The sequence below is a fragment of the Mesorhizobium sp. B283B1A genome (assembly GCF_020165735.1).
In the GTDB taxonomy this organism is placed as follows: Bacteria; Pseudomonadota; Alphaproteobacteria; order Rhizobiales; family Rhizobiaceae; genus Mesorhizobium; species Mesorhizobium opportunistum.
The window spans coordinates 13,165-32,433 of sequence record NZ_JAIUIQ010000031.1 but is presented as its reverse complement, the minus strand read 5'-3'; the positions used below and the strand labels follow the sequence as shown (position 1 = coordinate 32,433).

At 63.9% G+C, this 19,269-nt stretch carries 22 protein-coding genes; 7 read left to right on the top strand and 15 right to left on the bottom strand.

All coding sequences use genetic code 11. The features are described 5' to 3' along the window. Entirely contained in the window at positions 1-855 is an 855-nt protein-coding gene (locus LB577_RS23390; protein ID WP_224688826.1) for an SMP-30/gluconolactonase/LRE family protein, read from the top strand. Between the two features lie 121 nt (positions 856-976). On the opposite strand, the gene LB577_RS33180 is transcribed toward LB577_RS23390, so the two are convergent. The 6 genes from LB577_RS33180 to LB577_RS23365 are packed head-to-tail and all read right to left on the bottom strand — an operon-like array spanning position 977 to position 5,069. Then, the gene (locus LB577_RS33180) at positions 977-1,102 is read right to left on the bottom strand and encodes a hypothetical protein (protein ID WP_023767826.1); all 126 of its coding nucleotides are present in this window, start codon (positions 1,100-1,102) and stop codon (positions 977-979) included. A 38-nt stretch (positions 1,103-1,140) separates the two neighbouring features. After that, the gene (locus LB577_RS23385) at positions 1,141-1,392 is read right to left on the bottom strand and encodes a hypothetical protein (RefSeq protein WP_224688825.1); all 252 of its coding nucleotides are present in this window, start codon (positions 1,390-1,392) and stop codon (positions 1,141-1,143) included. Beyond that, positions 1,389-2,171: an N-formylglutamate amidohydrolase gene (locus LB577_RS23380; RefSeq protein WP_224688823.1), complete on the bottom strand. Its 783-nt coding sequence runs from the start codon at positions 2,169-2,171 to the stop codon at positions 1,389-1,391. The genes LB577_RS23385 and LB577_RS23380 overlap by 4 nt, the downstream gene beginning before the upstream one ends. Next, positions 2,171-3,493: a glutamine synthetase family protein gene (locus tag LB577_RS23375; protein WP_224688819.1), complete on the bottom strand. Its 1,323-nt coding sequence runs from the start codon at positions 3,491-3,493 to the stop codon at positions 2,171-2,173. The genes LB577_RS23380 and LB577_RS23375 overlap by 1 nt, the downstream gene beginning before the upstream one ends. Continuing rightward, on the bottom strand, positions 3,490-4,137 hold the full coding sequence (locus LB577_RS23370) for a cysteine hydrolase family protein (RefSeq protein WP_224688817.1): 648 nt from the start codon (positions 4,135-4,137) through the stop codon (positions 3,490-3,492). Before LB577_RS23370 ends, LB577_RS23375 begins: the two co-directional genes overlap by 4 nt. Beyond that, a complete protein-coding gene (locus tag LB577_RS23365; RefSeq protein ID WP_224688815.1) occupies positions 4,134-5,069 on the bottom strand; it encodes a MurR/RpiR family transcriptional regulator in 936 nt (311 codons plus the stop codon). Before LB577_RS23365 ends, LB577_RS23370 begins: the two co-directional genes overlap by 4 nt. 406 nt (positions 5,070-5,475) lie before the next feature. Between LB577_RS23365 and LB577_RS23360 the strand changes: the two genes are divergently transcribed. From LB577_RS23360 to LB577_RS23350, 3 genes are all read left to right on the top strand, one after another. After that, entirely contained in the window at positions 5,476-6,495 is a 1,020-nt protein-coding gene (locus tag LB577_RS23360; RefSeq protein WP_224688813.1) for an isopenicillin N synthase family dioxygenase, read from the top strand. A 294-nt stretch (positions 6,496-6,789) separates the two neighbouring features. Then, positions 6,790-7,479: an SDR family NAD(P)-dependent oxidoreductase gene (locus LB577_RS23355; protein WP_224688811.1), complete on the top strand. Its 690-nt coding sequence runs from the start codon at positions 6,790-6,792 to the stop codon at positions 7,477-7,479. A 431-nt stretch (positions 7,480-7,910) separates the two neighbouring features. Continuing rightward, positions 7,911-8,162, top strand: a complete 252-nt coding sequence (locus tag LB577_RS23350; RefSeq protein ID WP_013893861.1) for a DUF768 domain-containing protein — start codon at positions 7,911-7,913, stop codon at positions 8,160-8,162. A 54-nt stretch (positions 8,163-8,216) separates the two neighbouring features. Here the strand turns inward: LB577_RS23350 and LB577_RS23345 are convergent, their stop codons facing one another. From LB577_RS23345 to LB577_RS23335, 3 genes are all read right to left on the bottom strand, one after another. After that, the gene (locus LB577_RS23345) at positions 8,217-9,335 is read right to left on the bottom strand and encodes a P1 family peptidase (protein ID WP_224688808.1); all 1,119 of its coding nucleotides are present in this window, start codon (positions 9,333-9,335) and stop codon (positions 8,217-8,219) included. Between the two features lie 4 nt (positions 9,336-9,339). Next, the gene (xseA, locus tag LB577_RS23340) at positions 9,340-10,986 is read right to left on the bottom strand and encodes an exodeoxyribonuclease VII large subunit (protein ID WP_224688807.1); all 1,647 of its coding nucleotides are present in this window, start codon (positions 10,984-10,986) and stop codon (positions 9,340-9,342) included. An 84-nt stretch (positions 10,987-11,070) separates the two neighbouring features. Further along, positions 11,071-12,027 carry a LysR substrate-binding domain-containing protein gene (locus LB577_RS23335; RefSeq protein ID WP_013893864.1) on the bottom strand — a complete coding sequence of 319 codons (957 nt, stop codon included), beginning with the start codon at positions 12,025-12,027 and terminating at the stop codon, positions 11,071-11,073. Between the two features lie 171 nt (positions 12,028-12,198). Between LB577_RS23335 and LB577_RS23330 the strand changes: the two genes are divergently transcribed. After that, positions 12,199-12,489 (top strand): DUF1127 domain-containing protein, encoded by a 291-nt coding sequence (locus tag LB577_RS23330; RefSeq protein ID WP_023776643.1) that lies wholly within the window; start codon positions 12,199-12,201, stop codon positions 12,487-12,489. Positions 12,490-12,629: 140 nt separating this feature from the next. Here LB577_RS23330 and LB577_RS23325 read toward each other — a convergent pair whose 3' ends face one another. The 5 genes from LB577_RS23325 to LB577_RS23305 form a co-directional block, all read right to left on the bottom strand. Next, on the bottom strand, positions 12,630-12,887 hold the full coding sequence (locus LB577_RS23325) for a hypothetical protein (RefSeq protein WP_140780420.1): 258 nt from the start codon (positions 12,885-12,887) through the stop codon (positions 12,630-12,632). Positions 12,888-12,916: 29 nt separating this feature from the next. Next, positions 12,917-13,948 (bottom strand): DUF937 domain-containing protein, encoded by a 1,032-nt coding sequence (locus tag LB577_RS23320; protein WP_224688804.1) that lies wholly within the window; start codon positions 13,946-13,948, stop codon positions 12,917-12,919. A 90-nt stretch (positions 13,949-14,038) separates the two neighbouring features. Next, positions 14,039-15,412, bottom strand: a complete 1,374-nt coding sequence (locus tag LB577_RS23315) for a glutamate--cysteine ligase (RefSeq protein WP_224688802.1) — start codon at positions 15,410-15,412, stop codon at positions 14,039-14,041. Between the two features lie 377 nt (positions 15,413-15,789). Further along, the gene (locus LB577_RS23310; protein ID WP_224688947.1) at positions 15,790-16,524 is read right to left on the bottom strand and encodes a 16S rRNA (uracil(1498)-N(3))-methyltransferase; all 735 of its coding nucleotides are present in this window, start codon (positions 16,522-16,524) and stop codon (positions 15,790-15,792) included. A gap of 31 nt (positions 16,525-16,555) precedes the next feature. Further along, positions 16,556-17,218, bottom strand: coding sequence for a hypothetical protein (locus LB577_RS23305; protein WP_224688800.1), 663 nt, complete (start codon positions 17,216-17,218; stop codon positions 16,556-16,558). An 87-nt stretch (positions 17,219-17,305) separates the two neighbouring features. Between LB577_RS23305 and LB577_RS23300 the strand changes: the two genes are divergently transcribed. After that, entirely contained in the window at positions 17,306-18,004 is a 699-nt protein-coding gene (locus tag LB577_RS23300) for a type 1 glutamine amidotransferase (RefSeq protein ID WP_224688798.1), read from the top strand. 295 nt (positions 18,005-18,299) lie between these two features. Then, positions 18,300-18,431, top strand: coding sequence for a hypothetical protein (locus tag LB577_RS33175; RefSeq protein ID WP_013893872.1), 132 nt, complete (start codon positions 18,300-18,302; stop codon positions 18,429-18,431). Positions 18,432-18,466: 35 nt separating this feature from the next. On the opposite strand, the gene LB577_RS23295 is transcribed toward LB577_RS33175, so the two are convergent. Then, positions 18,467-19,234, bottom strand: a complete 768-nt coding sequence (locus tag LB577_RS23295) for a metallophosphoesterase family protein (RefSeq protein ID WP_224688797.1) — start codon at positions 19,232-19,234, stop codon at positions 18,467-18,469. Positions 19,235-19,269: the final 35 nt, after the last annotated feature.

Genomic DNA, 19,269 nt, shown 5'->3' with positions numbered 1-19,269 from the left:
ATGGCAAAGCCGCTGCTCGATATGTCCGCCGCGCGCGTCTTCTTCGACGGCATCTTCACCAATCCGCGCGTCGCGCATCCGGAAGGCGTGGCCGTCCACAGCGATGGGTCGATCTGGTGCGGCACCGAGACCGGTGACCTGCTGCGCCTGGCCGCCGACGGCGGTTCGGTCGAGCGCATGGGCGCCACGGACGGCTTTCTGCTCGGCATTGCCTTCGACAGCGCGGGCAACTGCTTTGCCTGCGATCTCAGGCATGCTGCGATCTTTCGCTGGGATGCCGCGACCGGGCGCATGGAACGCTTCGCTTCGTCGGGCATCCGGGTACCGAATTATCCAATCGTCGACGAGGCGAGGAACTGTCTCTACGTCTCGGACAGCGTCGGCAAGGACAATCGCTCCGGCATCTTCCGCTACGATCTCGATACGGGCGAGGGCGATCTGTGGTGCCGGGAGGCCATGTCCTTCGCCAACGGCATGGCCATGGCGCCTGGTGGCAATGGGCTCTACGTCGTGGAAAGCGATGCGCCCTGCATCAGCCATGTGCCGATCCTCGCCGACGGCACGGCAGGGCCGCGAGAAGTTGTCGTCGAAGGCGTGAGCAATGTCCCTGATGGCGTTGCCTTCGCGCCCGACGGCTCGCTGTTCATCTCGTGCTACGAACCGAGCCGCATCTATCGCTGGCGCAAGGATAAAGGCCTCGAAGTGCTGATCGAGGATCCAGCCGCGACCACGCTGGCGCACCCCACCAACATCGCCTTCAAGGGCGACAAGCTCTACACCGCAAATCTTGGCCGCTGGCACATCACCGAGATCGATCTGGCGGCGCTGCCTAAAGCAATTCCGGGAAAAGTGTGACACGGTTTTCTGTCCGGAATTGCGTAAAAACAAAAAGATAGAGCGGTTCGCCGTTTCCGTGAAACGGTGAATTGCTCTAGGTTGGACGGCGACTGTGTTCCCTCGCAGGCGCGCCCGCCCGTCACCACATCATGAAGGACGCGACATCCGCATCTGACACCTTGCCGACACTCACGTCGGCGATCGCCTGGTCGACGATCGCCACGCCCTCTGCCACTTCGTGCTCGCTCAGTGTCAGCGGCGGCATGTGATCGCGAGCAACCGCTCGGCCAGCGAGACCGCTGGTTAGTTCGGGTAGAGCAGCAGGCTGGCGCCCGCCATGTTGCGGATCGAGGATTCGACCGCCTCGACAACAGCTGGATGGCCGTAGCCGAGCACTGCAGGGCCGGCCGATCCCGACAGGTCGAGCAGCGACCGGCCGCCTTCCTCGATCAGCCGGTTGCCCTGGCCGCCAATCACGCTGAGCGGCGAGAACCGCAGCTTGCCGATCTGCGCGATGGTCGCGGCGTCACGCTCGCGCAGGCTGAGATTGCTCAAGGGATCGCCTCCGTCTGTGCGGGCAGCGCCGCCGCCAGCCGATCAGCCCATTCTTCGATGCCGTGCCTTGTCGACAAAAGGTCCTGCCGGATTTCGACGAGGACGGCGGGGATGCCGCGGTCGTCACCATGGATGGGCACGGCGTAATCGGCGTCGCGGCTGATCACGTAGGGCACGTTGGCCGCGATGTTGAGTGCCGCATCAGTGCGCAGGGCTGAAAGGATTGCCTCGGCGAGACCGGCTGCATGGTCATGCAGTACGCCCGCATGCCAAGGCCTGGCGACACCGAGGAAGACGGGCGTGAAGGAGTGGATCGTCACGATCCGCGTCGGCCGGCCTTCAGCTACCCGGCGATCGAGATGCGCGACCACACGCTCATGGAACGGCGAAAACATGATTTTGGCGCGCCGGTCCCGTTCCGCCTTGTCGACACCGACATTGCCGGGAATGCCGGTGTCTTCCGACACCACCGGAATGCTGCCCGGCGTGCCCAGCGGCCGGTTGAGGTCGATCAGCAGCCGCGAATAGCCGCTGAGGAAGGCCGGCGCATCGAGCCGTGCCGACAACAGGCGCGTCACCTCCGCGGCGCCGATATCCCAGGCGATGTGGCGCCGCAGATGGCTGGCATCGAGCCCGAGCTGGCGATATTCCGCCGGCATGTGATTGGAGGCGTGCTCGCACAACAGGACGATGTCCGAGAGGCCGTGCTCGTTGAGAACCTCGACGGCGTCGGGCCAGTCTTTTCGAGGAAGCGGGTCTTTTTCAGTCCGCGCGGTCATCAATAAAGTGTCCGGTAGAGATCGCAGACGGCAACCGGATCGAGGCCGGCCAGGCGCTCGGCCTCGTGCCGCTTGAGTCCGACAAAGGTCTCGATGAAGACCGGAGCGAACCATCCCGTGACAGTGCTGTCGGCGAGAAGCGCGTCCAGCGCCGCCGGCAGCGTTTCAGGCAGCCGCACCAGGCCAAGCTTTACCCGTTCCGCATCGCTCATCAGCGTCGGGTCGCCGGTGACCAGCGGCGGCGACGGCAGGTCCGCCTTCAAGCCTTCCAGCCCGGCGCGGATGATCGCGGCCAGCGACAAATAGGGATTGCCGGTGGCGTCGGCAGCCCGATACTCGATGTTGTACTGCCGCGCCGGATCGCGTCCGCCGATCGTCACCGTCGGACAGATGCGCAGCGACGCTTCGCGGTCGCGGTCGGCGAGCCAGGTGTAGGACGAACTCCAACTGTGCGGCTTCAGCCGGTAGAAGGACGAGACGCTCGATGCCGTCATGGCGGTCATCCCAGGCAGATGACGCAGCACGCCGGCACAGAACGCACCGGCTTTGCCGGAGAGGCCGCCGGGCTGTGCCGCATCGTAGGTTGCCGGCTTGCCGGCCTCGTCGACGAAGCTGAAATGGATGTGCACGCCATTGCCGACGGCATCGGGGGCCGTCTTGGGCGCGAAACTCGCGCGCCAGCCGGCATTGCGCGCCACTTCGCGCGTGATCTCGCGGATGGCGACCGCGCGGTCTGCCGCGGTCAGCGCATCGGCGGGCTCGTGCGTCACTTCGAACTGCTCCGCGCCGAATTCGGCGATGACCACTTCGGGTCCGACGCCCGCTTCCTCCAGTGCCGCCATCAGATTGGGGGCGAAGGGGTCCGTCCGCCTGAGTGCGGCGAAGGACATCGAATGCGCCGGCGCGAAGCCGCCGTCGGCAATGTGGAATTCATGCTCGAAAGCGGCGATGACGGAGAGCCCGGTCGCCGTCTTCAGCTCCGCCAGCGCATCCCTGAGCATGGTTCGCGTGCAGCCGAGCCAGGGGCTGCCGTCGAGCTCGACAATGTCGCCGGCCACCATGTCGAACGGTGTCGCCGATCCGGTCCGTGCGGTGCGAAAGCGCGCCTTGAGGTCGGGGATCAGCCGCAGGTCGCCTGACGATCCCCAAGGGTTGGGATCGACGATTGAGTTGAACGGCGTCAGCGACAGGTTGGCCTGCAGCCAGCCGACGCCGGTCGTCGCGGTCTTCTGCAACTTGCTTTCGACGACGAAGCGGCCCCGCGTGACGGCGGAGAGATCGGTGGTGACGACGGCAACGAGCGGCTCGACGATCGATGTCATGCTGCTTTTCCCAAGGCATTGAAACGAGCGACGACACTGTCGGTATCGGTGACCCAGCAATACCCGCCGAAGGCCTTGAGCGCGATGTCGTGGCGCTCCTGGGTGATGGTGGCGCAAGCATCCGCCACGCAGGTGACAAGGTAACCACGGTCGGCTCCGTCGCGCACCGCCATGTCGACGCACTGGTCGGTGAGCACGCCGACGACGATGAGATAATGGATGCCGAGGTTCTTCAGGAGATAGTCGACATTGGTCGAATTGAAGATGCCGGAAGAGGTCTTGGGCAGCATGATCTCGTCGCCGACAGGCGCCAGCGAGGCGACCGGCAGGCCCTCGGCAAGGCTCGGCGCGACATGGATTGGCGTCAGCTTGTGGTCGAGCGAGCGGTCGCGGCCGTCTTCGGTCAGGCTTTGGATGATGGTGTGCAGCACCTCGACGCCGTTGGCCCGCGCCGCCGCCAGCAGTCGTTCCTGGTTGGGGATCGTCCGCGAGGATGTCTGCCGGTAGAAATAGTGGTCGGGGCCGCGCTCCGGATGCGAGGGATCGGCACCCGGTTCCAGCCAGATGCGCTGCATGTCGACGAGCAGCAGCGCTGTCTCGCCGGGACGGAAGGCTTCGTCTCGCCTGGGTAAGGTTTCGGTCATGCTTTGTCGTCCCGCTTTACTGATTTGGGTCCAGGTGTCCTGCGTGGCCCGGCTTGGCCTGCGCCATTCTCGTCCGGGCCGCTGTCGAGCGTCACCGCATTGGCGTGTCGTACTTTCTCGATCCTCTCGATGCGAGCCCGGGCGTCATCCCCCAGCGTCGAAACGATGTGGGCGGTAAGCGCTTCCATCTGTGCGGTCGCCGGCGCCAGCGTGTCGTAGGGCGAGGCGACTTCGAGCGGGCTGACGATCGTGAGTTCGGCAAGACTTGATATCGGCGACAGCCATTGGTCGGTGAAAAGCAGGATGCGCACATCGAGCGCCGCCGCCTGGCTTGCATAAGCCATCACGTCGAGCTGATAACGGCGATAGTCGAAGACGACGAGCACGTCGCGGCGGCCGAGATCGGCCAGCGTGTCGAATGTCTGCGGAGAGAGCACGCCGAGATCGCGGACCCCGGACCGGAACTGCGCGAGATATCCTGCGAGCATGCCGGCGATGTGCCGGCTGAAACGGCCGCCAACCAGGACGATCTCGCCCTTGGCCTCCATCAAAAGGCGCGCGGCCCGCTCGTAGGTCTGCACCGGTGTCGCGGCGGTGGCCTTCTGCAGGGCCGTGGTGACGGAATCGAGATAGGCCAGCACGGCGCTGTCGCTGGAGCCGCTCTGCCGCTTTGCTTCCATCATCAACAGCGGCGAATGCAGCCTTGCCTCGACCTCGGCCAGCAGCTTCGCCTGGAAATCCGGAAACCCGTCATAGCCGAGCTTGACGACCAGCCTGACCACGGTCGGGTCGCTGACGCCGGCGCGCCGGGCGAGCGAGGAAGCGGTGCCGAGGCCGGAGGTCGGATAGTCCGTCAACAGCAGCCGGACGATCTTCTCTTCCGACGGCGTCAGCGCCAGATCCCCGCGCATCAGAACATCGCGTATCGCCATTGGCCTCCCCGAAATCCGTGTTCTCTTGTTTTGTCGAGTTTGTTACAGAGATTTAAAACTCGGTCAAGAATGAAGATATATTGACATTACTTGATCGCTGGCCCTACCTTGTCGGAAAGCAGCCAAGAGACTGTGGGGAACAGCCATGCGAAATGGCAGAGTTGAGGGCGCCCCCAGCTCCTGTTCGGTTGCGATCATCATCTGCTTGCCCGTGCTAATGGAAAAATTGTTCCGTCGTGGCCGCGACGAGGGCCGATCGTTCCTTTCCGGGCAGTAGGAAGTCGATGAAACTTGCAAGCACTGATCACGACTCCGGTCGCGGAAAAATGCCTGCATGTTCAATTGGCTGGGTTTTCCAAGTGGAGGTTCATGCCACGTCCCGAAAGACTAGGGGAAGGAGCCTGATATGCCAAGAATAGTGCCTGTGCTCGATCTGAGCCGTCTGGAGCAAGGGGCGTCGGAGCGCCGGACATTTCTGGCGGACTTGCGTTCCGCTTCGCGCGACATCGGCTTTTTCTATCTTGCCGGGCACGGCATCTCCTGGGCCGAGATCAGCGAGGTGCTCACCGCATCACGCCATTTCTTTGCCTTGCCGGAGGCCGACAAGCTTGCGATCGAGATGGTCAGATCCGCGCAGTTCCGCGGCTACACGCGCGCCGGTGGCGAACTGACCAGAGGCAAGGAGGACTGGCGCGAACAGCTCGACATCGGCGTCGAACGCCAGCCCGTGGTGCAAGGCCCTGGGGTTCCCGCCTGGACGCGGCTGCAAGGCCCGAACCAGTGGCCCGTGGCGCTGCCGGAGCTCAAACCGGCGCTGCTTGCCTGGCAGGGCAAGGCGACGGCGGTGGCGATCCGATTGCTGAAGGCCTTCGCACTGTCGCTCGATCAGCCCGAGGACGCCTTCGACCCGATCTATGACGGGGAGCCCAATCACCGCATGAAGATCGTGCGCTACCCTGGCCGCGATGCAACCGCCGGCGACCAGGGCGTTGGCGCGCACAAGGATGGCGGCTTCCTGACGCTGCTGCTCCAGGACGACAGCAAAGGGCTGCAGGTCGACTATGATGGAAGCTGGGTGGATGTGGACCCCATTCCCGGAACGCTCGTCGTCAATATCGGCGAACTGCTCGAACTGGCCTCGAACGGCTATTTGCGCGCGACGGTGCATCGCGTGGTGACGCCGCCCGCCGGGGTCGAGCGCATTTCGGTGCCGTTCTTCTTCAGCGCCAGGCTCGATGCGACGATACCACTGCTTGGTCTTTCCGAGGAACTGGCGGCGCAGGCACGCGGGCCGGCCAGCGATCCGGACAATCCGCTGTTTCGCGATGTCGGAACCAATGTGCTGAAAAGCCGGCTGCGTTCGCATCCCGACGTCGCGCGGCGCCACTATGCGGACCTGCTGGAACCGGAAGTCCGGGCCGGCTGAGCTTCACAGGCTCGAAAGGACAGGATTTTCGCAACTCATGCCGATTTTTAGAAAATTATTCGTCGTACCTGGCCGGAAATCGGCTCAAAAGGAAAAAATCAGTTCAGCGTTTTCCTCCCATTTCGTTGAACGGTGTTCCCCTCTGAAGGTTTTGACCTTCTTTTTGGCCGGGCCGCTTTCGCGCCCGGCCATTTTTCTTCCTGACATGCGCGTTGCCAGGGCCGCGCCGATCCGGCAGGTTTCGTCTGGGTCATTCAGTGATCGGCCGCAATCAGTGGAAAGAAGGAGGGTCTCATGACATCCAATGTCGCCGTCATCGCCGGCGCGGGCTCCGGATTGAGCGCCTCGCTGGCGCGCCTGCTCGCCGGCGAGGGCTTTCGCGTGGTCCTTGCCGCCCGCAACATCGAGAAACTCGGCGCCTTGCAGGCACAAATCGGCGCGCAGGCCGTGGCAACGGATGTCTCCGATCCCGCATCGGTCGAGCGTTTGTTCGATGTCGCCGACAAGGCCGGTCCGCTTTCGATCGTGATTTTCAATGCCAGCGGGCGCGCCCGCGGCCCGATAACCGAGCTCGATCCCGAGGCGGTCCGGCAGGCATTGCTGGTCGGTGCCTATGGTGGGTTCCTGGTCGGCCAGCAGGCGGCCCGGCGGCTTCTCGCCCTGGGGTCAGGCTCGATCTTCTTCACCGGCGCGACGGCAAGCGTGAAAGGGTTCGCCGGCTCCGCCGGTTTTGCCATGCCGAAATTCGGCTTGCGCGGACTGGCGCAATCCATGGCCCGCGAACTGGCCCCGAAGAACATCCACGTCGCCCACTTCATCATCGATGGCGCCATCGCTTCGGCAACGTCCGGCCAGGAGTCCGAGCCGCAGGATCGCCGGCTGTCACCGGATGCGATTGCCGAGGCCTATCTCTCCATCCATCGCCAGCAGCGCAGCGCCTGGACCTGGGAAATGGAGCTCAGGCCGTGGGTGGAGACATTCTGACGGGGCACGCTGACGGGGCTGGCAAAAGGTGCGACTTTCCGCGTCTGGCGGTCAAGGTCGAGAGGAGTCGACATTGAACGGGGATATCACTATATAGCGGCGGCTTCGTAACGCATGCCTGAGGGCTGCACCACGGAAGCGACTGTAAATGTGCTAGGTATTGCGCCATCTTTTGTGACGAAAATCGGCTCGAAAACCGGAAAAAAGCAAATAGAAACAGTGGCGCACAGCCGGCTCGATCCGGCTAAACGGTACCAGCCCCTCCAGAATCAGAAAATGTTCTTCAAACCTCGATTTCCTACGGCTCTGTGGACCTTGGACGGCATCGGCTTGCCGGGGCGTTGCGACTCGGTTGGAATGGGGACAGGCATCCTTTGCGGGATGCCGGCGTTTATGATTACCAACCGGCTTTGCCGCCAGGGAACAGCAGTATGAGTGAACACGCGATCGAGTTCTTGCAGGGATGGATTGGCGAAAAAGTCCATTGCCAGTCCCACGCCAGGATCGAGAAGCAGGCCGAGACTCTGGCCAAGGAATGCGCTGCCAAGGCAGCGGAGGTCGGCATTCCGTTGGAGGACATCCAGGAAGAAGTCGGCGATATCAAGGAACTCATCGCATCCCGGCTCGAGGAAGCAGCCGAGGCGGACGGGAACCAGCAGGCGTCCAGCAAGGCCGCCGAATAGACTTTAGGGGCGACCCTGTCTGAATGCGCGGGCTGTTCGGCCCGCGTTTTCGTCTCAGCCGAACTTTTCTCTTAGCCAAGCCTTCGGCAGTGCCGGCACGAAATTGCCGTCGCGCCCGGTCATGTCGTCATTGGCGGTCAGCGCGTTGAGGATCGCCTCCTCCACGGCCTGGATCACCCCGTCGAAGAACGGGTCGATGTCGCTATCCGGGATGAAATCGGCATTGGCGATGCGGCCCGACGGCGCCAGCGCCGCGGCGGGATTGGCTGTCGAGAAGGCGAGAAAGATGTCGCCCGAGCTGTGATAGCCGAAGCCGCCGGTCATTGCGACGCCGAGCGGCACGCGGCGAGCCAGCCGTTTCATCTGGTGCGGCAGGAATGGTGCATCGGTGGCGATGACAGCGATGATCGAGCCTTTTTCGGCGCGCGGCGTGCCTTCGCGGATCGCCGGCTCCACGAGCTCCGGCCCGGCACGCAGGCCGCGAACCGTGAAATTGCGCAACTTGCCGAAATTCGCCTGCACGAAAGCGCCGACCGTGAAGCTGAGGCCTTGCCACTCGACCATGCGCGACGCGGTCCCTGAGCCTGCCTTGAAGCCGAAGGCGATCATGCCGGTGCCGCCGCCGACGCTGCCTTCCTCGATCGGGCCGCCGGCGGCACCGTCGAGGGCCTCGGCAACATGCTCCGATGTCAGATGGTGGCCGTTGATATCGTTGAGAAACCCGTCATAGGTCTCCGCCGCCACCGGCAGGCCCCAGCCGCTGTCGAGTGCCGCCGGCAGCACATGGTGCAGCCAGCGCAGAGTGCCATCGCGTGAAACACCGCAGGAATGCGTGTTGGTGACGGTGATCGGGAAGTTGAAGGCGCCGGTTTCCTCGATGATATGCGAGCCGGTCAGTTCGCCATTGCCGTTCTGGCTGAAAATGCCGGCAAAGACTGGCGTGGCCAGCTCGGCGCGCGGCCTGGGCAGGATCGCGGTGACGCCGGTGCGCACCGGCCCCTTGCCGACGACGAGCGTGCCGTCGCCCGATATCAGCGTCGCATAGCCGACCGCGACGCCCGGCACGTCGGTGATCGCGTTGAACGGCCCTGGCGTTCCGTCAAAGCCGATGCCGAAGCTTCGCGCGCGCGGCTTGCCGGATGGCGTTGCCAGATGATGCGGACTATCGGTCATGATCTCAGAACAGCGATCCTTGATTGCCGGGTTCCCTAGTCTTGGCAACCGGGGTCTTTGCGGATGGCTTGGCAGCCGGCTTCGGCCGGGCCGCACCGCTGGTTGCCACCGCATCCGCGGTGCCGTCGGCGAACTCCAATGAAAGCGCCATTCCCGACGCCACGTCGGCGGCCTGCTTGATGACCGCGCCGTCGGCGTCCTTCACCAGCGCGAAGCCACGCGCCAGCACGGCCTTATGCGAAAGCGTCGCCATCAACCTGTCGGCCTGGACAACGCGGCCGCGCAAGCGCTCCAGCCGGATCAGTACCGCCTGCGTACCGCGCCTCGTCAAGGCTGCCAGAAAATCCCTTTGCACGCGTTGGCGCCGCGCTGTCGGCTCGATCGTGATGCGACCTTGCAGCAAGGCCAATTGCTGCCTGTGTCGTTGCAGCGATGCCCTCGCGCATTTGGGCAACTGGTCCGCTGCCCGATTTAGCTCCGCACGCCGGGCTCTCGCCAGCGCGCGCAGCGCTCCTTGCGCTCGCAAGAGATTGCGTTCGTTGGTGCGCCGCGCCTCGGCAATTCGCTGCGACAGCATCGTCGGCGTCAGCTTCACGGCAACATATCGTGCCCGCTTCCGTTCGGTGGAAACCATCAGGCCGCGGCCGAGCCGGCTTGTCGCCTCGTCGAGGCGCCGGCGCGGCAGCGCCAGCAATTGGTCGGGCGAGGGCAGGGCACGGGCCGCCGCACGGGCGGCCTGCCGCTTGCGTTCGAAGTTGCGCAGGACCGCCGCCTTGAGCCGCGCGCCCAGGCTGGCAAGCGTCGCTTCGAGGTCGGCCTTCACCGGCACGGCGATTTCGGCAGCACCTGTCGGTGTCGGCGCCCGCACATCGGCGACGAGGTCGATCAGCGTCCAGTCCGTTTCATGGCCGACGGCCGAGATCACGGGAATGCCGGAGGCGGCAACGGCGCGCGCCAGCGCTTCGTCGTTAAAGCCCCACAGATCCTCGAGGCTGCCGCCGCCGCGCGCCACGATCAAGAGATCGGGGCGCTGGATGGCGCCGTCCCATGCCAGGGCGTTGAAGCCGGCGACGGCATTGGTCACTTCGACGCCTGACGTCTCGCCCTGCACGCGGACCGGCCAAACCAGCACATGCAACGGAAAGCGGTCCTTGATGCGGTGGATGATGTCACGGATGACGGATCCGGTCGGCGAGGTGACGACACCGATGACGCGCGGCATGAACGGCAGCCGGCGTTTGCGGCCGGCATCGAAAAGCCCTTCTCCCTGCAGCCGGCGCTTGCGCTCTTCCAGCAGCGCCATCAGCGCTCCGGCGCCGGCCGGCTCCAGATTGTCGATGACGATCTGGTAGTTGGACTTGCCGGGATAGGTGGTGAGCTTGCCGGTGGCGATCACCTCCATCCCTTCCTCGGGACGGAATTTCAGCCGGCTCATCGTGCCTTTCCACACCACGGCGTCGAGCCGGGCGCGGTCGTCCTTCAGCGCGAAATAGGCATGGCCGGAGGAGTGCGGCCCGCGATAGCCGGAGATTTCCCCGCGCACCCGCACATTGCCGAAGACGTCCTCGACCGTGCGCTTCAGCGCGCCGGAAATCTCGCTCACCGTGTATTCGGTGGCGTTGGTGCGTGATTCGGATGCTGCGTCGCTCATCGCTCGATTGGGGGCCGGTTGGCGTTCCGCGTCAAGGCGCAGTGTCGATCCAGGCACTCATGGTCCGCATATGCCTGATCCCTCCTACCAGCCCGGGAGGATCTGGTTCGGCTTGCTCCGCTTCATCTTGGCGAAGGCGAGTGCCGCGAAGTCGAACGTTCCCGTCTCCTCGCCAAGCGGCACGGAAATATTGTCCAGGCTTTCCGAAATATGGCGGGCGAGCGCGTCGACGATCTCCGGCCGCGACGTCTGGCCGCGCATGATGCCGATGCGGCAATCGGGCAGGGCGCCAAAGCCGTCGGCTTCACCCAGCACCCGCATGCCGGGCCTGAGCGCGCATTCCGGCAGCACCGAGATCGCCAGGCCCGAAAGCACCGCGGCGGTGATCACGGTCGCCGAGAAGCTGGTGAACAGGATGCGGTAGTCGCGGTTCTGCTGGTCGAGCACGTCGACGGCGGCGCGCCGCCAGATGCAGTTCGGCCGGCCAAAGGCCATCGGCAGCGTTACCTGTTCATGCGTCGCATGGTTGGCGGAGGTGACCCACAGCAGCGGCTCGCGCCGCACCACCTCCGACTGGCCGCGGACATCGTTGTGCGTCACCAGCGCCAGATCGAGATTGCCGCGCTTGATATGCTCGACCAGCCCCGGCGTCGGCTCGCAGATGACGGTCAGCTCGACGCGTGGATTGGAGCGCGTGAAGCGTGCCATGATCTCGGGCAGGAAACGGTCCGCATAGTCGTCCGGCGTGCCGATACGGATCGTGCCTTCGAGCCGCTGGTCGTCGAAGGCGGCGAGCGTTTCACGGTTGAGATAGAGCAGCCGTCTTGCGTAGGAGAGCAGCTTGTCGCCTTCCTCGCTCAATCTGTTGGTACGCCCCTCCTTCTCGAACAGCGGCTTGCCGATCCGCTCCTCCAGCCGGCGCATCTGCATGGACACCGCCGACTGGGTGCGGTGAACCTCCTCCGCCGCGCGGGTAAAACTGCCGGTGTCGGCGATCGAGATGAAGGTCTGCAACTGATCGAGATCGAGTGGCGCTTTCATCGGTCCAATCCATCATTGTTGTTGATGTCTATGATTAGAAACATTCGTTGGATTAATCAATCGGCTGATGGCAAATTGGTATTGTCCACATGAAGGCATGTGAATCGAAGCCGAAACGGCCGCTGTCGCCAGCGCCGGTCGCTTGGCTTTGTTCGCTCGAAGGAGATTGCTATGACCACGTTTGATTTCGCCACCGAGACCTCGCGCATCACCTCGCGTCCGGCCGTTGCGACGCGCGTGGCAAACACCGTCTCCAACGCCTATCGCGCCTGGAAAAATCGCCGCGCCTTCTACCGCCTCGGCGAGATGTCGGACGCCGAGCTCGCCGACATCGGCCTGACGCGCGCCGACCTGCATGTCGCCATCGACGTGCCGTTTGGCCGCGATCCGACGGCGATGTTGCGGGAAATTGCCAGCGATCGTGTGGAAACGATCGAGGACATTGCCCGCAAGGTTGCTTGATCGCTCAGTTTCGGTCCGGTGAACCTATTCACGGTTCGGCGCGACCAAAGGTTCTGCAGGCTTCCCACTCCCTGCCGGTCCCCCGCCGGCCTGCCTGCACGTTGCCCGGTCCTCACAGGACCGGGCTTTTCTTTTGTGGCTCAGAACTGATCGATCAGTTCAATCAGCCATCTGTCTGTAAAAATGAGAATCCCGAAGGCCAAAAGGCTGACGGCAAAGATCCCATAGCCGGCGCGATTGCTCTCGTCCAAGGGCTTCCATTGCGACGGAAGCGGTTTTCCGTATCTCAAGGCGTCGCGAATGTCTCTGTAACCGGGAGCATCGCCCGGACTAAGGAAGTCATACCGATAAATTGAGTAGACACCCCCAATTAGTGCTGCAGCCATCAAGCCGTTCACGACTATTTCACCTAAAGTCATTGCTCGAACTACCGCCGGTCCATGTCCCGCTTGAACTGGTCGAAGATCGTTTCCACGCCCTTCTGGTACTCGTCGCGCTGCTGGGCGCCGGTCTCGAACATCTTGCCGAACAAATCGTCGAACGGGTTCCTCGCCCTACCGCTCGGATTGGTCTCCGGCTGCGGCGCCTGTCGTTGCTGCGGCCGTTGCGACGCCTGAGGTTGTGGCGCCGGCTGTCCGCCAGGCAAGCCGCCGCCACCTTGCCGTAGCATCTCCTCGAAGATTTTCCCGAGCGGATTGTCGCCATAGGGACTCTGGGTCTGCTGCGGCTGCGGCTGGGGCCGGCCTTGCGGCTGCGGCGTGCCACCGCCGAACATGTCCTGCAGCACCTTGCCGAGCGGGTTGTCGCCATAGGGATTGGGTGCCGGTTGCGGCTGGCTTTGCGGTTGCGGCGTACCGCCGCCGAACATGTCCTGCAAGACCTTGCCGAGCGGGTTGTCCATCGGGTTCTGAGGTGGCGGTGCCTGGCGTGGTTGTGGAGCCGGAGCCTGCATGCCCCCGCCTTGCCGCATCATCTGCTCGATGATCTCGCCCAGCGGATTGTTGCCGCCACCGCCGAAACCGCCGGCGGCCTGCATCTGATTGGTCGTCTGCTTGAACAGCCCGCCCATCACCATCGAGGCGATCGCGGGCAGCATCTGCTGCAGGATCTGCTGACTGACACCGCTGGCTTGCGCCGCCTGGCTGGCGACCGCGCGCGACAGGTCCTTGGAGCCGAACAGATGCCCCAGAATGCCGTTGCCCTCATCGACGCCCTGCGGCGAGAAAGCCCGGGTCGCGTCCTCGAAATATTTGGCGTGCTGTCCGCTTGCCATCGCCGTCATGAAGGCGCCGAGCCCATAGGGGTCGGCGGTGTTGCGTTGCAGCCCCTGCGAAAAGGCTGGCAGCAGTGCTGCGACCGCCGCCTGTGTCTGTTGCATCGAAAGCCCATATTGTTGGGCAAGCGCCTGCATGCCATTGCCGTTCTGGGCCTGGGTCAGCATGTCGAACAAGGTAGGCATCGGCTTCTCCTCCGGGAAATCCTGGGCGGAGAGCCTAATTCGTTTCAACGCCCGATTGAAGCAGCTTTTGTCGCTCGTTATGGCTCGCGGTTAATAGGCATATTCCATGAACACCGGCTCGATCGAACCGCCCCAGCGCGTGTGATAGGCGGAAAGCATCTCCTCGGCGCTGGTGGTGCCGCGCGCAACCACTTCGTCCAATGTGTTGAGGAACGAGGTCTCGTCGTAGCCGTCGCGGTTCTTCTTACAGCGGTTCTTCAGCCCCGTGCGCGAAATGGCCAGCACGTCGCGAGCGATCTCGCGCAGCGTGGTGTTGCGGAAAGGCGCGGAAATGCCGAGTTCAGGCACCGCATTGCGCATGGCCAGTGTTTCTTCATATGTCCAGCTCGAGGTCAATGCCTCCGCCGCGTCGAGCGCGGCCTCGTCGTAGAGCAGTCCGACCCAGAAGGCCGGCAGCGCGCAGATACGCCGCCACGGCCCGCCATCGGCGCCGCGCATCTCGAGGAACCGCTTCAGGCGCACGTCCGGGAATAGCGTCGACAGATGGTTGGCCCAGTCGCCCATCGTCGGCAGCCCGTCGGGCACTTCATTGCGCGCGGCACCGGCCATGAACTGGCGGAAGGTGATATGGGTCATGTCATGATAGCGGCCGTCGCGAATGACGAAATACATCGGCACGTCGAGCGCCCATTCGACATAGTCGGCGAACCCGAAATCCGGTGAGAAGCAGAATTCGAGCAGGCCCGAGCGCTGGTTGTCGGTATCGCGCCAGATGTCGCCGCGCCAGCTCTGCAGGCCGTTCGGCCGGCTCTCGGTGAAGGGCGAATTGGCGAACAGCGCCGTCGACAGCGGCTGCAGCTTCAGCGACACCTGCATCTTGCGGCGCATGTCGGCCTCGCTCTCGAAGTCGAGGTTAACCTGGATCGTGCAGGTGCGGTACATCATGTCGAGGCCCTTGGTGCCGACCTTGGGCATGTAGCGTGTCATGATCTCATAGCGCGACTTCGGCATTTTCGGCGTCTCGGCCAGCGACCATTTCGGGCTGCCGCCAAGGCCAAGGAAGCGGATTCCCATCGGCTCGGCGATCTCGCGCACCTGGGCCAGATGCGCATTGCCCTCGCGGCAGGTCTGATGGATGGTTTCCAGCGGCGCGCCGGAGAGTTCGAACTGGCCGCCAGGCTCGAGCGAAATCGCACCTTGGCCGGTCGGCTCGACCAGGCCGATGATGCGGCCGTCATCCATGATCGGATCCCATCCGAGCTTCGACTGCATGCCTTCGAGGATGGCGCGGATGCCGCGCTCTCCGCCATAGGGCACCGGCGCATTGCCATCGACATAGAAGGGGAATTTCTCGTGCTCGGTGCCGATGCGCCACTTGTCGCGCGCCTTGTTGCCTTCGGCCAGGTGCTCGACGAGTTCGTCGACGCCTTCGATCGGCCGGAAATCGGTTGTGTCGCGCGCCATGATCCTAGCCCTCGGCAGATGACCCCGAAAATCGACTTTCGATTTTCGGAAAGGATCATGTGCCCCAATCGAATGCTACAGCGTCCTTTGCGCGTCCGAAAGGACGCGCGGCACTGTAGAGCGGCCGGACGACCGCCGGCGCTAGATGGACGAAATGTCAGTAGCCGATCAAGCGAAAAATCCTGAGCCACAGGTCAAGAGGAATTGAACTGCGGCTTCTTTCCTTCTCCCCCTGTGGGAGAAGGTGGATCGGCGCACAGCGCCGAGACTGTTGAGGGGTGGGTGACGGAGTAATGTCCGCGCCAAGCTGGAGCACCCCTCATCCGACCGAGCTTCGCTCGGCCACCTTCTCCCGCAAGGGGAGAAGGGAAGATCCTTTACCAGTCTCCGACGCTTGCCTGGATCACCGCAAGTGCGGCCACGGCTGCCGTGTCGGCGCGCAGGATGCGCGGCCCGAGCGGAATGGCGCTCACGAAGGGCAGGGCGCGCAGCATCTTGCGCTCCTCATCGGAAAAGCCGCCCTCCGGCCCGACCAGCAGCCCGAGCTTCTTTTCCTTTATCGCCTGCAAGGCCGGCAGCGGATTGTTGGTCGAGGCGTCCTCGTCACAGAAGATCAGCCGCCGTTCCTTGTCCCAGCCGGTCAGCAGGCGCTCGAATTTTTCCGCCTCGCGAACCTCCGGCACCGCCAGGATGCCGCATTGCTCGGCGGCTTCGACGACATTGGCGCGCAGTCGGTCGATGGAAGGCTTTGCCACTTGCGTATGCTGGGTGATGACGGGCTGCAGGATGCCGGCGCCCATCTCGACCGCCTTCTGCACGAGATAGTCGAGCCGCCCCTGTTTGAGGGGCGCGAAACAATAGACCAGGTCGGGCAGCGGCGGCTGCGGCCGCTGCAGCGCCAGCACCTTCAGCCGCACCGCCCTTTTTGTCTTCGCGGCGATGGCCGCCGACCACTCGCCGTCGCGGCCATTGAAGACAAGGATCTCGGCCCCTTCGCCGAGCCGCAGCACGTGCATGAGATAATGGCTTTGCTGTTGGCCGGCATCGAACTCGGCATCCCCTGCGAGATCGTCGGGCACGAACAGCCGTTGCATCTTGTAATTGGCGCGCATGGCCGAGGAATGGGCGAGCCGGCCGCCGGCGTCAAGCCTCGGCCGACGGATGCCACACCGGCCGAAAGCCATGACGCAGGACGGCAAGCGTCGTCTCCGGGGTCAGCAGGACAAGCGCCTTGCCTTCGAACTGGTCAAGGTCGATGGGCGGGCCATATCCGGCAAAGGACCACGGCAACGCCTTGCCGTTGCGTAAGGCATATGCGCAGCCGTTGGCCGCGATCACCGCACCGTCGGGCAGGGAGGCAAGCTCGGCCGTTGCGACATCCGGCCTTTTGCCGCCCGAGGCCAGCCGCTCCTTGTGCAGTCGCTTGTCGACCTGCGGCGCCCGCGGCTCGGCAATACCGAAGGCTTCACCGAAATGGCCGACGAAATCCTTGGCCCGTTCGCGCTGGCAGAAGAAGCAGGGACGATGCCCCGCCGCCAGTGCCGTCACCTCGTCGAGGAAGAACAATTCCGTCCAGCCCGCCTTGCCGCCCAGATGGTCGTCGCTCCTGCGGTTTCGGCCCATCGGCTCGCGCCGCACATTGCGGAATTGGCAGACGCAGATGATCCAGGCCTGAAGCGCCCAGCGTTTCCTGAGCAGCGTCCTGGTCTCGGGGTCGTGGATGATACCGCGATTGCCGGTGAACAGCCCGCGCTCGGGCACGGCGTGGATGGCGCCGAATGGATCGACCCGGTTCTGCAGTGGCATAGTTCTCTCCTGGGATACGCATCTGGCTGCAATGCTGGCGGCATGATATCGCTCGTCGCATCTTTTTCATGTCAGCAGGGTTTTGCGATGCGGGTGCTGGTGGTCCAGAACTACGACAATACCGGCCTGGGCCAGGTCGGAGCCGCACTTGCGGAAGCGGGTGCCGATCTCGATGTGCGCCTGCCCTACAAGGGCGAGTCCCTGCCGGAAGATGCGGCCGGGCACGACGCCATGGTGGTGCTCGGCGGCGGCCAGAATGCGCTGGCCGACGATGAGTATCCCTATTTTCCGGCGCTGCTCGAACTGACCCGCGATTTCGCCGGCAAGGATCGCGCCGTGCTCGGCATCTGTCTTGGCAGCCAGCTGGTCGCCCGCGCCTTCGGTGGCGAGAACCGCATCGGCGGCGCCAACGAATTCGGCTGGCGCGGCGTGTCGCTGACGCCGGACGCCAAGGCCGATCCGGTGCTGGGCGCACTGCCGGAAAAGTTCCCGATCTTCCAGTGGCACGACGACACGTTCGAGCTGCCGCGAAACGCCGTACGGCTCGCCGGCAACGATGTCGCTCAAAATCAGGCGTTTCGCGTCGGCCGCGCCGTCTATGGCTTCCAGTTCCACTTCGAGGCAGACCGGCCGATGGTCAAGGACTGGAGTTCCTCCTTCGCGCCGATCATTGCCGCGCGCCATCCAGACTGGGCCGGCGAGCTCGATGGCGAAATGGCGCGCAACGGCCCCGACGCCGACGCCGCCGGCCTCGCCATTGCCCGCGCCTGGGTGGCGACTATCTGAGCCTCCGCCCTTTGGGGCGCTCTGCTGCGTGACATAATTGGCACGCAGCCGTGAATCCTTCCGGGAAAACCCCTTTCTTCCTTGGCTTGTGTCCGCCCGCCATCCTAGAAGGCGCGCGCTTTGCATCGGCTGTGCAACCGCGATGAACCTTTTGTGTGACCCGTGCGACACACCGCCGATACAGAACATGCCTAGAAGCGCGAAATCGTCGAAATTTTGAAGCGATTTTTCCGTTTCAACGCATTGGTAACCGCCTCGTGCACAGATGCAGAAAGCTCAACAAGAGATGACTTCCGTGAAAGCAGCGCTTCTGTCCTTTGCCATGCTCTCCGCCATCGTGCTTTGCGGTCTGGGTATCTATGCCGCCGACGCGGCAAACAACCACAATGCGGTCGACGGCTACGGCGTCACCGCTTCCCTGCGCTAAAGCCGCAACGTCTTCGCGTCCCCGGACGCGGGCGCTTAAGCTTCCCTTATCGTGATTTCCAGGATGCGTTTGTCCGCGCCGTCCACGACGAGCGCGGTCAGCATGCCTGATTGCCAGGCAAGCGTGTCGACATTGACGCGGTTGGCCATCACTTCCGCTTCCGGCACCGGCGTGTGGCCGTGCACCACGATCTTCGGGAAGAGGCCGGTGTAGTCGTGGAAAACGTCGCGGATCCAGATCAGGTCCTGCGGGTTCTGCTTCTCCAGGGGGATGCCCGGCCTGATGCCGGCATGGCAGAAGAAGAAGTCGTCGAACGTTGCCGAGAACGGCAGCGACCGCAGGAAATCGACATGGCTGGATGGCATTGCCTCGAGCAGCGCCGCGTGTCTTCGTCTCATCGTTTCCGTCTTGCCGAACCAGCTGGCATCGGCGGTGAGTGACACACCATAGGACAGCGCCGTCTGCACGCCGCCATAGCGCATGAAAAGCCCTTCCGGGTCAGGGGTTCCCAGAAAATCGAGAAAGCCGATATCGTGGTTGCCCGCTAGCATCAGATTTCGCGGATCGCGTTCGCGCGCCTCGATGAGAAAGTCGATGACGCCCTTGGAGTCCGGCCCGCGGTCGACATAGTCGCCGAGGTGGATCACCCGCCAGTCGCGAACTGGTTCCCATTGCAGCTCGCTCTCGATCCGCCGGTGCATGGCGGCCAGCAGGTCGAGCCGGCCATGCACATCGCCGATCGCGTAGAGCCGCATGCCGTCTGGCCCATGCGCGTCGAGAAAATGGATGCCCGGTTCCGCCAACTCTCGCTGTTCTCCGTGGTCAGGTCGTCACCCGA